Origin of the sequence: Sphingomonas jinjuensis, assembly GCF_014197105.1 — a bacterium.
In the GTDB taxonomy this organism is placed as follows: Bacteria; Pseudomonadota; Alphaproteobacteria; order Sphingomonadales; family Sphingomonadaceae; genus Sphingomonas; species Sphingomonas jinjuensis.
Genome location: NZ_JACIEV010000001.1, coordinates 575,386 through 590,137 on the forward strand (window position 1 = coordinate 575,386; position 14,752 = coordinate 590,137).

The following is a 14,752-nucleotide window of genomic DNA, read 5'->3' on the forward strand; positions in this document are numbered from 1 at the left end:
GGGCGTCGACCGACCCAGAACTCCTGAAGGGGAGGGGCTTTGTGTGCCTCACTCCGCCGCCAGCGCCTCGTCGCGTTCCTGCGCCTGGCGTGCCCACATCTGCGCGTACAGGCCACCACGCCGGAGCAGTTCGGCATGGGTGCCCCGTTCCGCCGCCACTCCGCCGTCGAGCACGACGATCTGGTCGGCGTGGACGATCGTCGAGAGCCGATGGGCGATGACGATCGTCGTCCGCCCGCGCTCGATCTCGTTCAGCGTCGCCAGGATCTCGCCCTCGGTGCGGCTGTCGAGCGCGCTCGTCGCCTCGTCGAGGATCAGGATCGGCGGGTCCTTCAGCAGGGTGCGGGCGATCGCGACGCGCTGCTTCTCGCCGCCCGACAGCTTCAGGCCGCGCTCGCCGACACGGGTGGCATAGCCGTCGGGCTGGCGCTCGATAAAGCCGGCGATCGCCGCGCCCTGCGCCGCACGCTCGACCTGCGCCTGATCGGCGTCAGCACGGCCATAGGCGATGTTGTAGCCGATCGTGTCGTTGAACAGCACCGTGTCCTGCGGCACGATGCCGATCGCCTCGCGCAGCGACGCCTGGGTGACGGCGGCGATATCCTGGCCATCGATGGTGATCGCGCCCTCGTCCACATCGTAGAAGCGATAGAGCAACCGTGCGAGCGTCGACTTGCCCGCGCCCGACGGGCCGACCACCGCCAGCGTCGTGCCCGCGGGAACGTCGAGATCGATGCCCTTCAATATCGCGCGATCGGGGTCGTAGCCGAAGCGGACGCCGTCGAAGCGGACATGGCCCGCCCCGACTCGCAGCGCCGGCGCACCGGGCTCGTCGACGATGCTCGCCTTGGTATCGACCAGGTCGAACATCGCCGCCATGTCGATCACGCCCTGGCGGATGGTGCGATAGACCATGCCGAGCAGGTCGAGCGGGCGGAACAGCTGGCTGAGCAGCGTCGACACGAACACCACGTTACCCGCGGTGAAGCGCCCCTGGCTCCATCCCCACACGACATAGGCCATGCCCAGCCCGAGCATGAGGTTGGTGATGACCGCCTGGCCGATGTTGAGCCACGCCAGGCTGTTTTCGGACCGCACCGCCGCCTTGGCATAGGCATCCACCGCGCGCTCGTAGCGCTTCGCCTCGCGCTCCTCGGCACCGAAATATTTCACCGTTTCGAAGTTGAGCAGCGAATCGACCGCATGCGCGACCGCGCCGGTATCGAGGTCGTTCATCCGGGTGCGCAGCGCCGCGCGCCAATCGGTGACGGTCCGCGTGAACCAGATGTACACCGCCACCATCACCAGTGTCGCCGCGACCAGCGGCCAGCCGAACCGCGTCCAGAACAGTCCGAGCACCAGGCTGAGTTCGAGCACCGTCGGCGCGATGTTGAAGAGGAGGAAATACAGCATCGTATCGATGCTCTTCGTCCCGCGCTCGACCACCTTGGTCACCGCGCCGGTGCGCCGCGACAGGTGGAAGTCGAGGCTGAGCCGATGGAGGTGGCGGAAAACCTGCGCCGCGAGGCGGCGGGTCGCGTCCTGGCCGACCCGCTCGAACACGGTATTGCGGAGATTGTCGAACAGCGTGGTGCCGAGCCGCGCGGCGGCATAGCCCAGCACCAGCGCAACGATCAGCGTCGTCGCCGACCGATCGTTCGACGCCATGCCGTCGACCGCGCCCTGCAACGCGAAGGGCGCGCCATAGACCTGGACCAGCTTGGACGCGACGACGAGCGACATCGCCGCGACGATGCGCAGCTTCAGCCCGGGCTGGCCGGCTGGCCACAGATACGGCAGGAAGCGCCGCAGCGTCGGGATCAGCGGCGGTTCGGTACCGGTGGTGGGGAGGGACATGGGGGGCATTGGCCCTCCATGTCGGCCCGCGGGCGCGTGGGATCAATGGCGGATCAAACTCCCCTCCCTGCAAGTTAGGGGCTGGAGGTGGGTCGGGAGCCTCGCAGAGAGTGTCCCTCGCGGCGACGACCCACCCCTAACCCCTCCCTTTCAGGGAGGGGGATGAGGCGCCTACTTCGCCGCGGTGGCGGTCAACCCCTTCACATAGCCCGCGCCCTCACGGACCTGCGCGGTCGATCCCGCCATCGCGTCGGCGATCGGTTCGGCGCGGCCGCCGAGGCACGGCGCCAGGAAGTTCTCGGTCACCGCATTGAACGCGATGTTGTTGACCGGGCGGGCAAAACCATGGCCCTCGTCGGGGAAGACGACATAGGTGACGGGGATGTTCTTCGCCTTCATCGCCGACACGATCTGGTCGCTTTCGGCGATGTTGACGCGCGGATCGTTGGCGCCCTGGCCGATCAGCAGCGGCTTCTTGATCCTATCGGCGAAGGTCAGCGGGCTGCGCTCCTTCAGCAACGCCTGGCCGTCGGGCGTCGTAGGGTCGCCCATCCGCTTGTAGAACTGCTGCTTGCCCGCTTCCCAATAGGGCGGGATCGTCTTGAGCAGCGTGAACAGGTTCGACGGGCCGACGATGTCGACGCCGCAGGCGAAGGTGTCGGGGGTGAAGGTGAGGCCAGCCAGCGTCGCATAGCCGCCATAGCTGCCGCCCATGATCGCCACCTTGTCGCGGGTGGTCACGCCCTGCTTCACCGCCCAATCGACCGCGTCGATCAGGTCGTCGTGCATCTTGCGACCCCATTGCAGGTCGCCGGCGCTGGTGAATTTCTTCCCCAGCCCGGTCGAGCCGCGATAGTTGACGCTGAGCACCGCATAGCCGCGGTTCGCCAGCCACTGGTGATAGCCGTTGAAGCCATAGCCGTCGCGCGCCCAGGGGCCGCCGTGGACGAACAGAACCATCGGCGCGGGGCCGCTGACGCCCTTCGGCCGGCTGAGATAGCTGACCAGCGTCAGCCCGTCGCGTGCCTTGATCTCGACCGGCTGCATCGGCACCAGCGGCGCACCGGCGAGTTCGGGGCGGCTGACGTACAGCAGCTTCAGCGACTTCGCGCGGCGGTCGTAGACATAGGTTGCCGGCGGGGCGGTGACGGGATCGAAGCCAACGATCCACTTGTCGTCGGCATCGGTGCGGCTGCCGACGACGAAGTCGCCCTTGTTCTGGCTCTTCAGGAAGGCGAGGTCGGCCTTCACCGCGTCGCCGACCGGAACATAGTCGTTCTTCAGATAATTGACCGAATAGGCTTCGATGCGCCCGGTGGTCGGGTTGAATAGCCCACCGCCGATATCGGCGCGGGGGTCCTGCGCGACGATCGTCTTGTTGCCGGTCACCATGTCCTGCGCGATCAGCGCCGCGGTGTCGCGGCCGCGCGAATCGACCCAGTAGAGCGTCTTGCCATCGGTGGTGAAGCCGGCGGGCGCGGTGGTCAGCTGGTCCTCCAGCGTGTTGCTGGTGAAGGGCGTCGCCTCCACCCTGCCGTCGACGACGCGGAAATAATCGTTGCCGCCGTCGGGCCGCGCCTTGGTCGCGATGCGCAGGTTGAGCGCGTCGTCGGCCAGGAAGCCGGCATAGCCGTCGTTCTGCATCACCTTGGTCAGCTGTCCGCTGGCGAGATTGAGCGAATAGACGTCGTGCCAGCGCGGGTCGCGATTGTTGACGCCCACCAGGATACGATCCTTGATCGTCTCGCTCGTGCCGACGATCTGGACGCGGGTCTTCTCGAACGGGGTCAACGATCGCTGCGCGCCGGTGGCGACGTCGACGCCATAGAGCAGGAAGTTCTCGTCGCCGCCCTTGTCGTTGATGAACAGGACCTGCTTCGAGTCGGGCGACCAGAAGGTCTGGCGGATCGGTCGCGTCTTTTCCGCGGTCAGCGGCTTGGCATCGTCGGGGCGGTCGGCGGGGGCGACCCACACGTTCATCACCCCGTCGCGCGGTGCGATGAAGGTGATCCACTTGCCGTCGGGGGACAGCTTCGCCGCGCTCTTCGTCGGATTGCCGAACAGCTTGGCACGCTCGATCAGCGGTACGCCCGCCATCGCCTGCGCCGCCGCGCCCGTCGCCTGCACCGCCATCAACGCCGCTCCTGCCGCCAACACCATCTTCAGCTTGCGCATCGTCTGTCTCCCCCTGGGACGCTTCCGTGTATTGGGCAGATACTACACGCAGGTGACAATGCAGCAAGGCAGGAACTCTGACCGATGATCGCCGTTGCAGAGGCGTGAGGTGACGCGATGGAACCGCTTTTCTACGTGATGGCTATCCTAGGCTGCGGCGACGGCAACACGGCATGTACCGAGGCCCGGCTGGTGCCCGTGCAATATCAGTCGATGGCCCAGTGCCGCGCCGCGCTGGCGAACGAAATTGCGCGCAACACCGACGTGCCCTATCCGACGATCGGCGCCAACTGCCGGGCGAGCGGCGCGCAATATGCGCGGGCGGAGACTGCACCCACGTCGCTTCGACGCTGACACCACCCCGTTCGTCCTGAGCGCAGTCGAAGGACATGCCGCAAGCCACGCCGCCTGTGGCATGTGCTTCGACTGCGCTCAGCACGAACGGTGGTGGCGAGGAGGTCGATTACCGTCGCTCGATCAGCGCGGCCGCGTCCACAAGCTCGGGTCGCGCGGCACTTCGTCGCTCGTGATCCCGCGACTGGCGTGCTGCGCGGCGCGCAGGATGAAGCCGACCTTCTCCATCTTTCCCGTCGACACCCGGCGATCCCACGCACGCTCGCCACGCGCGGCAACCTTGCGCGCGATCGCGCCGTAGATGTCCGCCGCCGCCAGCACCGCCCAGGCCGACCGGAACGACAGCGCCCGCGTCCCCTGCCGCGCGCTCGCCTCGAACGCCTCGGCCTTGGTCGCCAGCCGGCGCGCGAGCACCGCGAGGCGCGGGCGGAACGGCGGCTTCATGTGCTGGCCCGGCGGGATATCCATCTCGACCAGCCATTCGACGGGCAGATAGCAGCGGCCGACCCGGTCATCCTCTTCGATATCGCGGGCGATATTGGCGAGCTGGAACGCCATGCCGAGGTCGCAGGCGCGGTCGAGCGTCGCCTCGTCGTCCGGCGATACGCCCATGACGATCGCCATCATGCACCCCACCGCGCCGGCGACGTGATAGCAATAGCGGTACAGATCGCCCTCGCTGCGCGGCCGCCAGTCCTCCGCGTCGAGGCGGAACCCCTCGATCAGGTCGCGCGGGTAGCGCGGCGGCAGCCCCGTCTCGGCGGCGACCAGCGCCAGCGCGTCGAATGCCGGCTCGCCCGTCGTCTCGCCCGCCAACGCCGCCTCGGTCAACGCCGACAGCCGCGCGACCCGCGCCGGGGCATCGGCGACGCGGCTCATGCCATGGCCATGATCCTGCCCGTCAGTGATGTCGTCGCCCGCGCGGCACCAGGCGTAGAGCAGCCACGCGCGTTCGCGGGTGGCGGGATCGAACAACAGGCTGGCGGCGGCGAAGCTCTTCGATCCCTTCGCGATCGAGGCATGCGCGGCGGCGACGATCGCGGCGCGGTCCATTGTCACAGCTCGTCACCCTGAACTTGTTTCAGGGTCTCCTGCCGTATCGCATGCGGCCTGAGATGCTGAAACAAGTTCAGGGTGACGGCGTGTGATATCAAAGGTCGCTCGCCTTCATCCTGACGATCGGCTGGGTCGGCCGGTGCGCGGCCATCTTGTCGAGCAGCCCGCCGAGCGTCTCGTCGACGACCAACAGATCGCGGTGCTGCGGGCGCAGGAAGCCGACGTCGCCCATCTTCTCCCAGAACGCGATCAGCGTGTCGTAATAGCCCGCGACGTTGAGCAGCCCGACCGGATCGGCGTGATAGCCGAGCTGTGCCCAGCTCAGCGCCTCCCACAATTCGTCCATCGTCCCGGTGCCGCCGGGGATGGTGACGAAGCCGTCGGCAAGGTCGGTGAACGCCGCCTTGCGCTGGTGCATGCCCTCGACGACGTGGAGTTCGGTCAGGCCGCGATGCGCGACCTCGGCATCGACCAGCGCCTGCGGGATGACGCCGATCACCTCGCCCCCCGCCGCCAGCGCCGCATCGGCGACCGCGCCCATCAACCCCAGCCGCCCGCCGCCATAGACGACGCCGATTTCCCTTTCGGCCAGCGTCCGCCCGACGTCGCGGGCTGATTCGATGTAGACGGGGTCGGCAGGCGTGGCGGAGCCGCAATAGATGGCGAGGCGCTTCATGGTGGTGGCGCTAGGGGGTTTGACGGTCGAGGCCAAGCCCTCTCCAACAGCCTCCATCCGTCATGCTGAACTCGATTCAGCATCTCCCCGCCGTTGCGCAGATGCCTGGAGATAATGAAACAAGTTCAGGATGACGACGTAACCGCCATCACCCCCGCTCAAGGCCGGGGTGACGCGAAGAGATTGTTACCGCGCGCCCAGCATCAGCGCCGCCGTCGCCTTGGCGCTACCCACCACGCCCGGAATGCCCGCACCGGGGTGCGTCCCTGCACCGACGAAATACAGGTTGGGGATATTGTCGTCGCGGTTGTGGACGCGGAAATAGGCGCTCTGCGTCAGCACCGGTTCCAGGCTGAAGGCGCTGCCGAGATGGGCGTTCAGGTCGCGCGCGAAATCATGCGGGGCGTAGCTGAACTTCGTGACCACCCGCTCGTGAATGTCGGGGATCAGGCGGCGGCCGACCTCGTCGAGGATGCGCTTTTCCAGGATCGGCGCGACCTCGTCCCAGTCGACGGGGAACTTGCCCATGTGGGGCACCGGCGCCAGCGCATAGAAGGTCGAGTGACCCTCGGGCGCCATCGACGGATCGGTGACGGTCGGATGGTGAAGGTACAGCGAGAAGTCCTGGGCGAGCACGCCATGGTCGTAGATGTCGGCGAGCAGGCCCTTATAGCGCGGCCCGAACAGGATCATGTGGTGCGGAATGCCTGGCCATTCCCCCTTGATGCCGAAATGGACGACGAACAGCGACGGCGAATAGCTCTTGCGTTCCAGCTTCGCGAGCGTGCGCTGCGCGCTGCGCGAGGTCTTGAGCAGGTCGCGATAGCTGTGGACGATGTCGCCATTGGCGGCGACCGCATCAGTATCGATGTGCCAACCGCTTTCGGTCGTCACGCCGGTTACCCGGTCGCCGAGCGTGTCGATCGACTTGACCGCATCGTCCAGCCGCAACGTGCCGCCGATCCGCTGGAAATGCGTGACCATGCCCGCGATCAGCCGGTTGGTGCCGCCCTTGGCGAACCACACGCCGCCGTCGCGCTCCAGCTTGTGGATCAGCGCGTAGATGGCGCTGGTCGTCATCGGATTGCCGCCGACCAGCAGCGTGTGGAACGACAGCGCTTCGCGCAGCTTCTCGCTCTTCACGAAGCTCGACACGATCGAATAGACCGATCGCCACGCCTGATACTTGGCCAGCGCCGGCGCCGCCTTGATCATCGACGCGAAGTCGAGGAAGGCGACATGGCCCAGCTTCTCATAGCCTTCCTTGAAGACCCCGGCGGAGTAATCGAGGAACTTCTGATATCCCGCCCAGTCGTCGGGGTTCAGCCGGGTGATCTCCTGGCGCAGCAGAACATCGTCGTTGGTATAGTCGAAATTGGTGCCGTCGGGCCAGTTGAGCCGGTAGAAGGGCATCACCGGTTCGAGCGTGACGTCCTCCGCCATGTCGCGGCCGGTCAGCTGCCACAATTCCTGCAGGCAGGCGGGGTCGGTGATGACGGTGGGCCCGGCGTCGAAGGTGAAGCCGTCGCGTTCCCAATAATAGGCGCGCCCGCCGGGCTTGTCGCGCGACTCGACGATCGTGGTGGCGACGCCCGCCGATTGCAGGCGGATGGCGAGCGCGAGACCGCCGAAGCCGGCGCCGACGACGACCGCGTTCTTCATGCCTTTGCCCCCAGGATGGCGCGCACGGCGCGGCCGATCGGCACCGGGGGCTTGCCCGTCAGGATGCGTGCCTTGTCGCTCATCGTCGATCGTCCTGCATAGAAACGGCCAATCAGGGCCGGGTTGAGACGGTAGAAGCGCTCGAGCACCCTATATCGCTCCGCGGGTTCGGCGGCGCGGAACAGCATCGTGTCGAGCATGCGATAGAAACCGCGGTCGTGCCACGTCCGCCGGGCATGGGTGAAGGTGACATCGGCCAGCGCCGCGCCCGCGAATTCCCGCCGGTCCGCGATCAACGCGGCGGTGCGCACCGCGTCGGGCAGCGAATAACCGGTGGTCGGATGGAACAGCCCGGCCCGCATGCCGAGCTTGCCGATGCCGGCGCCCGTCGAGCGCCAATAGGCATCGAAGTCGCCGCCCATCGTGACCGGCAGCACCCCCGATTCGTCGCGTCCGCCGCCATTGTCGCCGTGCCACCCCTGCGTCGCCGCATAGCCCTCGATCCGCTCGCCGAGGCCAGCGACGTCGAGATCGGGGGTATCGCTGTAATAGGTGTCCTCGACGAACATCCGCGTCGGCGAGAACGGCAGGCAATAGACGAAGCGATAGCCACCCAGCTGCGGCACCGTCGCGTCCATCACGATCGGCCGGTCGCGCTCGTGCGGATCGGTCAGGCGAAGCTCGCGGCCGAGGAACTTCTGCCAGCCGAGATCGAGCGTCGAAAGGTCGCCGGGCCCGCGCGCGTCGATCACGCCGGTCGCCTCGACCCGGTTGCCGTCGGCGAGGGGGACCGTCGTCGGCGTCACGTCGAGCACCGGTCGTCCCAGCATCAGCGCCTCGGCGGGCAGCACCTCGCGCAGTACCTCGTCCAGCCGCTCGCCGGTGATCGAATAATAGGTCGCGTCGATCGTCCGCTGATGCGCCGGAAAGGCGACGTCATAGCCACGCCAGGCATGGACGATCAGCGGCGTCAGGATCCAGCGGTCCTTGGCCGCAATATCGCTGCCGAAGAACGACCAGACGTGATTGCCGCCCGCGCGCAAGCCTGCGTCGATCACGCGCACGTCCATGTCGGGGTGCCGCCCCTTCAACGCGAGCGCGGCCAGCCCGCCGGCAAGCCCGGCGCCGACGATGGCGACGTCGCAGGTGATCGTGGAGCCCATTCCCGCCGCGTAGAGGATCGCGGGGCGGAGGGGAACGCCCTGTTCGGCGTTGGTTATCGTACACGGTCACCCGCCTCCGTCATCCCCGCGCAGGCGGGGATCCATCATCACGACGGTCGGTGAGGCCCACTATCGACAGCCAGTATGGATTCCCGACTTCGCGGGAATGACGGAGGGTTAGCGGCAGCCACTTGCCCACGCCCCATCCATTTCGCACTCTTGCCCGCATGACCCCGATCCTCACCACCGAGCGGCTGACGTTGCTGCCCCATCGGCCCGACGACCTCGACGAGATGATCGCGATGTGGGAGGATCCGGCGGTCCACGCGCTCATCACCGGGCGGCCGTTCACGCGGCAGGAAAGCTGGGAACGGCTGCTGCGCTATATCGGGCATTGGGAAGCGCTGGGCTGGGGCAACTGGCTGATCCGCGAAACCGCGACGGGGCGGCTGGTCGGCAATGCCGGCTTCATGGATTCGCGGCGCGACACCGACCCCAATTTCGAGGGCACGCCCGAGGTTGGCTGGGCGCTATCCACCTGGGCCCACGGCCAGGGCTTCGCGCGCGAGGCGCTGACGGCGGTGTTCGCCTGGGGCGACGCCTATCCCTTCGCGCGGACGGTATGCATCATCAACCCGGCCAACGTCGCGTCGATCAGGCTGGCCGAGCACATGGGCTATCGCCTGATGACCCGCGGCACATACGGCGACCGGCCTACATTGTTTTACGAGCGGCTTACGGGAGCGGCTGGTGCATCGTCATCCTAAGCTTGTCTCAGGATCTCGGGCCGCGAGTACGACGTGGAACAAGTTCAGCATGACGATCGAGGGGGAAGCGCCTACAACGCCCGCATGCTGATCGCCGTCATCCTCTCCGCCCTGGCGATGACCGTCATCGTCGCGATTCGCTATCTGGCGACCAGCGGCGGCTTCGCGCTCGCGACGCGTGCGAAATATCCCGGCCTCTATCGCGGTCTCGATGCACAGATGCGACGCGAGGTCGTGTGGAGCCTGGCATCGGCGGCGATTTACGGCGTTCCGGCGGGGGTGCTCGCCTGGGGCTGGCGCGAGCATGGCTGGACGCGGGTGTATAGCGACGTCCACGACTACCCGCTCTGGTATCTGCCCGTGTCGGTGCTGATCTATCTGATTCTGCACGATACCTGGTTCTACTGGACGCACCGCTGGATGCACCGGCCGCGGCCGTTCAAGCTGGCGCACGCGCTCCATCATGCCAGCCGCCCGCCGACCGCCTGGGCGGCGATGGCGTTTCACCCGATCGAGGCGATCAGCGGAGCTGTTGCCATTCCGCTACTGGTGCTCGCAATTCCGATCCACGTCGCCGCGCTGGGACTGGTACTGACGATCATGACCGTTATGGGCGTGACCAACCACATGGGCTGGGAAATGTTCCCTAGGTTCATGTGGAGGGGGGCATTGGGGGATTGGCTGATCACGGCCAGCCACCACCAGCGGCATCATGAGCGGTACGGGTGCAACTATGGGCTTTACTTCCGATTCTGGGATCGCGTCTGCGGCACCGACGAAGGGCTGGGCGACTTCGCGCGCGACCATGCCCGGGCGGCTCGGCGTGCTGGCGGCGGCGCTGACGCTGGCGGTGGGGGCCGCCCCGGTCGCGCGGCTTGACATCGACGTCGATGGGTTGCGTTCGGCCAAGGGCTTGATCCGCGTCTGCCTGACCGCCGACCCTGAGAATTTCCCCGCCTGTATCGACGATGCCGATGCGGTGACCCGCTCGATCCCGGCTTCTGTCCACAGCCTGCGTCTGGACGGCCTGCCGCACGGCAACTACGCCGTCGCGGTGATCCACGACGAGAATCGTAATTCGAAGCTCGACACCTTCGCGGGCATCCCGCGCGAGGGCTTCGGCTTCTCGCGCAACCCGGCGATCCGCTTCAGCGCACCGCGGTTCGACGCCGCGCGCTTCGCCATTGCGAGTGATGCAGCCGAGCAACAGATTCGGATGCGTTACATTTTCTAGACAGGCTCTCGGACCCAATTTGATGCGTGTTGGTTTCCCCGCCGCAAGATAGGGGAAAATTTCGGTGTCCATTCGTGTCGCGCTCGCTGGTGGCCTTGCCGCCTTCATGCTCGCAGCCGCCGTGCCGGCCGCGGCGCAGGATGCCGCCACGCCGCCCGCGCCCGAGACGCCCGCCGATCCTGCCGCCTCGATCGGTGGCGATTCGCTGACGATCGGTGGCGCGGCGGTCTATCTGTCGGACTATGAAGGCTCGAACGACTATCGCGTCGTGCCCGCCCCCGGCGCGATCGGATCGTACAAGGGCTTTTCCTTCCTGATCGCCGGCAACCGCGCCAGCGTCGACCTCATTCCCAACAAGCCCGGCCCCGTCTGGGATATCCAGGCCGGCCCGATCGGCGTGGTCAATTTCAACCGCAACGCTATCGAGAACATCTCGGACCGCCGGGTGCGTGCGCTGGGCGAGCGCGGCACCGCGATCGAGCTGGGCGGCTATGTCGGCATCGGCAAGACCGGCGTCATCACCAGCCCGTACGACAAGCTGTCGGTGTCGCTCAGCTATCGCCACGACGTCAGTGGCGTCCACGACAGCGGGATCTGGCAGCCGACGATCAACTATCTGACCCCGCTCAGCCGCAAGACGGCGGTAGCGCTGTTCGTTTCCGCCGAGCATGCCGGTCGCGGCTATGGCCGAGCCTATTTCGACGTGTCGTCGGCGGGGTCGGTGGCGAGCGGACTGCCCGTCTTCACCACCCGCGGCGGTTGGAAGAACTGGAACGCCGGCGCGCTGGCGACCTATTCGATCACCGGCGACCTGCTGAAGGGCTTCAAGATCGTCGCCGGCGGCACGTATCGCAAGATGCTCAACGACTTCGGCGACAGCCCCGTGGTCAGCATCGCCGGTTCGCGCGGCCAGTGGCTCGGCGCGGTGGGGTTGGCGTACACCTTCTGAACGGTTCGACGCCGATCACCAACCACACGCCGTCATGCTGAACTTGATTCGGCATCTCCGGCGGGGGAGCGCGCGCTCTCAGGGAGATGCTGAAGCGAGTTCAGCATGACCGTGTGTGCGGTGAGGCAGCTTACGCCGCCAGCCGCGGCTCCTCTGCCGCCTGCTTCGCCGCCGCGCGTTGCGTGCTGAGATACGACGCCAGCTCCGGCCCCAATTCGGTCTGCGCCTTCAGATAGGCGCGCGGCGTGCGGATGCCGAGCCGTTCGCGCGCGGCATCGATCGGCTCGTGCAGCAGCTCGAGATAATCCTCGCCCGAAATCCACTTGGCGGCACGGCCATGGCGATAGCCCTCGATCACGGCCTTCGCGAACAGGCTGTTGCCCGTCACCTTCAGGCTCTTGAGCGCCGCGGCCCCGCCGATGAACGCCCAGCCGAGTCCGCCGACCTGCGCATAGCTGAACGCGACGAGGCACGCCTCGCCCAGGCTTTCGTCCGCCTTGTAGCCGGTTAGCACATGCCAGATGTCGTGCGTATCGCGGATGCGGCGCCCCATCCAGGCATAGGGGTGCGCCAGGTCGTCCTCGCTCGGCTCCAGCTTGGACACCGCGACCAGCCCGTCGGCCGAATAGCCGGTGCTCTCAAGAAAATCGCGATAGGCCGCGCCGACCGTGCCGGGGGCAAAGCTGGCGACGAAGGCGGGATCGGAAAAGCGCTGCGCCAATTCGACATGCTGGCTGGCGATACGGCCGCCCTTCTCGGTCGCGATCAGCCGCGCATAGTTCATCGGCGCGTTGCCGACATTGAGCGCGCGCATGATGCGAAACACCTGCGCGGTGTCGTCGCCATTGGCGAGCAGCTTACGAATCGCGTCGACCGCGGTGCGCCAATCGCGGCGCCCGGATGTGCCGGGGAAGGGGGGAAGCGTGGCGGCCATGGTGCGAGGCTCCTTACTGACAGTGTTGTCAGTTATAGCGAGCGTTCGCTAAAATCAAGTCGGCAGGATTTGCGGCACGACCAATCCCGCCGTGGCGGCCGCGTCGCCCAGTTGCCGATCGAGGGTCGCCAACGCCGCTCCCCTTTCCACGGCGATCGCCAGATGCAGAGCGTCTCCAGCGCGCAGCCCCGCCGGCGGCGCGTTGACGAAGCGATCTGCCGCAGCCGCAAAATGCTGCGGCGTAACGGTGACATCGCGCAGCGCGGCAATGAGCGCCTTCGCCGCGTCGAGAGCGATGTCATGCAATTCGTGGTCGAGCGCACCGGTTCGGCGCTTCAGTGCCAACGCGCTTGCGATCTCGGTCATCGTCCAGGGGCTGGCCATCAGATTGTCGATCGCCTGATCGCGGAACCACCTGACGGCATGATCGCTGTTCGCCTCCGCGGTCAGCAGCGACACCAGCAGAGATGTGTCGCAATAGATCACAGCAGGTTGCGACGGCGCATCTCCGCCACGGTCAACGTCGAAACCGGCATCGATCCGCGCAGTCGATCAAGCGCCTCCCAGTCGATGGGCGGGCGGACAGGTTCTGCGGACACCAGCCGGGCGACCACCCGCCCGCGTCGTGCGATTTCGACCGTTTCGCCCGAGGCCGCCCGCTCGACCAGTTCGCTCAGTCGCGCCTTTGCTTCAGCAATGTTCACTGCCGTCATACGCCGCTCCTGACCATGTACCTGACCAACATAGGTCGGATAGAGGGGGGCGACAACGGCGTTGTTACACCCGCATCGGCATCAGCACGTACAGCGCCGGGCTCTTGTCGTTCTCGCGGATCAGCGTCGGGGCGGCGGCGTCGGCCAGGTGGACCTCGACCATGTCGCCGTCGATCTGGCCTAGGATGTCGAGCAGATAGCGGCTGTTGAAGCCGATCTCGAACGGTGCGGCGACATATTCGCCCGGCACTTCCTCGGCGGCGGTGCCGTTCTCGGGGCTGGTGACCGACAGCGTGATCTTGTCGCGATCGAGCGCCATCTTCACGGCGCGGGTCTTTTCCGTCGCGATCGTCGAGACGCGGTCGACGCCCTCTTCAAAACCGCGCGGGTCGATCTTCAGGATCTTGTCGTTGCCGGTCGGGATGACGCGCGAATAATCGGGGAAGGTGCCGTCGATCAGCTTGCTGGTCAGGATCGCCTGGCCCAGGTCGAAGCGGATCTTGGTGGGCGACAGCGACACGCCGACCGATCCGTCGACCTCGTCGAGCAGCTTGCGCAGCTCCGCCACGCACTTTCGCGGCACGATCACGTCGGGCATCCCCTCCGCGCCGTCGGGACGCGGGGTGGTGACGCGCGCCAGCCGGTGGCCGTCGGTCGCTGCCGCCTTCAGCGTGTCGTCGGCGACGTGGAGGAAGATGCCGTTGAGATAATAGCGCGTCTCTTCGGTCGAGATCGCGAAGCGCGTCTTGTCGATGATCTGCTTCAGCGTCTCCGCCGGCATCTCGAAGCTCGTCGGCAGCTCGCCCTCGGCGATCACCGGGAAATCGTCGCGCGGCAGCGTGCCGAGCGAGAAGCGGGCGCGACCCGCGACGATCGTCATCCGCCCCTCGGCGGCGGCCAGCGACACCTGCGCGCCTTCGGGCAGCTTGCGCGCGATGTCGAACAGCGTGTGCGCCGACACGGTGGTCGCGCCCGGCTGGTCGACCGCGGCGGGGACGCTCTCGTTGATCTGTAGATCGAGGTCGGTCGCCATCATCCTGAGCGCGCCCTCGGCGGTCGCCTCAAGCAGCACGTTCGACAGGATCGGGATCGTGTTGCGGCGTTCCACCACCGACTGGACATGGCTCAGCCCCTTGAGGAGCGTCGCGCGTTCGATCGTCGCCTTCATCATCATCCCCCGGCCTCGCCCGCGAGTCTGAAGCGGGGGGCAAC

15 protein-coding genes are annotated in these 14,752 nt (G+C 66.8%); 5 read left to right on the plus strand and 10 right to left on the minus strand.

What is annotated here, in order from left to right; genetic code table 11:
• Positions 1-48 precede the first annotated feature (48 nt).
• On the minus strand, positions 49-1,866 hold the full coding sequence (locus GGQ80_RS02820; RefSeq protein WP_183982296.1) for an ABCB family ABC transporter ATP-binding protein/permease: 1,818 nt from the start codon (positions 1,864-1,866) through the stop codon (positions 49-51).
• A 162-nt stretch (positions 1,867-2,028) separates the two neighbouring features.
• The gene (locus GGQ80_RS02825) at positions 2,029-4,032 is read right to left on the minus strand and encodes a S9 family peptidase (protein WP_183982297.1); all 2,004 of its coding nucleotides are present in this window, start codon (positions 4,030-4,032) and stop codon (positions 2,029-2,031) included.
• 117 nt (positions 4,033-4,149) lie between these two features.
• On the opposite strand from GGQ80_RS02825, the gene GGQ80_RS02830 reads away from it, so the two are divergent.
• Positions 4,150-4,386, plus strand: a complete 237-nt coding sequence (locus GGQ80_RS02830) for a hypothetical protein (protein WP_183982299.1) — start codon at positions 4,150-4,152, stop codon at positions 4,384-4,386.
• A 123-nt stretch (positions 4,387-4,509) separates the two neighbouring features.
• On the opposite strand, the gene GGQ80_RS02835 is transcribed toward GGQ80_RS02830, so the two are convergent.
• The 4 genes from GGQ80_RS02835 to crtY all read right to left on the minus strand — a co-directional run bounded on the left by GGQ80_RS02835 (position 4,510) and on the right by crtY (position 8,943).
• Positions 4,510-5,439 (minus strand): phytoene/squalene synthase family protein, encoded by a 930-nt coding sequence (locus tag GGQ80_RS02835; protein ID WP_183982301.1) that lies wholly within the window; start codon positions 5,437-5,439, stop codon positions 4,510-4,512.
• Positions 5,440-5,536: 97 nt separating this feature from the next.
• Positions 5,537-6,118, minus strand: coding sequence for an LOG family protein (locus GGQ80_RS02840; RefSeq protein ID WP_183982303.1), 582 nt, complete (start codon positions 6,116-6,118; stop codon positions 5,537-5,539).
• 186 nt (positions 6,119-6,304) lie between these two features.
• Positions 6,305-7,780: a phytoene desaturase gene (locus GGQ80_RS02845; protein ID WP_183982305.1), complete on the minus strand. Its 1,476-nt coding sequence runs from the start codon at positions 7,778-7,780 to the stop codon at positions 6,305-6,307.
• Positions 7,777-8,943 (minus strand): lycopene beta-cyclase CrtY, encoded by a 1,167-nt coding sequence (gene crtY / locus GGQ80_RS02850; RefSeq protein ID WP_183982307.1) that lies wholly within the window; start codon positions 8,941-8,943, stop codon positions 7,777-7,779. Before crtY ends, GGQ80_RS02845 begins: the two co-directional genes overlap by 4 nt.
• Before the next feature lie 227 nt (positions 8,944-9,170).
• Here crtY and GGQ80_RS02855 point away from each other — a divergent pair, with 227 nt between their 5' ends.
• The 4 genes from GGQ80_RS02855 to GGQ80_RS02870 all read left to right on the plus strand — a co-directional run bounded on the left by GGQ80_RS02855 (position 9,171) and on the right by GGQ80_RS02870 (position 11,893).
• Positions 9,171-9,710: a GNAT family N-acetyltransferase gene (locus tag GGQ80_RS02855; protein ID WP_183982308.1), complete on the plus strand. Its 540-nt coding sequence runs from the start codon at positions 9,171-9,173 to the stop codon at positions 9,708-9,710.
• 84 nt (positions 9,711-9,794) lie between these two features.
• The gene (locus GGQ80_RS02860; RefSeq protein WP_183982310.1) at positions 9,795-10,589 is read left to right on the plus strand and encodes a sterol desaturase family protein; all 795 of its coding nucleotides are present in this window, start codon (positions 9,795-9,797) and stop codon (positions 10,587-10,589) included.
• Positions 10,516-10,944 (plus strand): DUF2141 domain-containing protein, encoded by a 429-nt coding sequence (locus tag GGQ80_RS02865; protein ID WP_183982311.1) that lies wholly within the window; start codon positions 10,516-10,518, stop codon positions 10,942-10,944. Before GGQ80_RS02860 ends, GGQ80_RS02865 begins: the two co-directional genes overlap by 74 nt.
• Before the next feature lie 106 nt (positions 10,945-11,050).
• Complete coding sequence (locus GGQ80_RS02870; protein WP_183982467.1) at positions 11,051-11,893, plus strand: MipA/OmpV family protein; 843 nt, start codon at positions 11,051-11,053, stop codon at positions 11,891-11,893.
• A gap of 130 nt (positions 11,894-12,023) precedes the next feature.
• Here GGQ80_RS02870 and GGQ80_RS02875 read toward each other — a convergent pair whose 3' ends face one another.
• From GGQ80_RS02875 to dnaN, 4 genes are all read right to left on the minus strand, one after another.
• Positions 12,024-12,827: a Coq4 family protein gene (locus GGQ80_RS02875; RefSeq protein WP_183982312.1), complete on the minus strand. Its 804-nt coding sequence runs from the start codon at positions 12,825-12,827 to the stop codon at positions 12,024-12,026.
• A 54-nt stretch (positions 12,828-12,881) separates the two neighbouring features.
• A complete protein-coding gene (locus tag GGQ80_RS02880) occupies positions 12,882-13,313 on the minus strand; it encodes a type II toxin-antitoxin system VapC family toxin (protein ID WP_343050781.1) in 432 nt (143 codons plus the stop codon).
• Entirely contained in the window at positions 13,310-13,540 is a 231-nt protein-coding gene (locus GGQ80_RS02885) for a type II toxin-antitoxin system Phd/YefM family antitoxin (RefSeq protein ID WP_183982314.1), read from the minus strand. Before GGQ80_RS02885 ends, GGQ80_RS02880 begins: the two co-directional genes overlap by 4 nt.
• Before the next feature lie 64 nt (positions 13,541-13,604).
• Positions 13,605-14,708: a DNA polymerase III subunit beta gene (gene dnaN / locus GGQ80_RS02890; RefSeq protein ID WP_183982315.1), complete on the minus strand. Its 1,104-nt coding sequence runs from the start codon at positions 14,706-14,708 to the stop codon at positions 13,605-13,607.
• Positions 14,709-14,752: the final 44 nt, after the last annotated feature.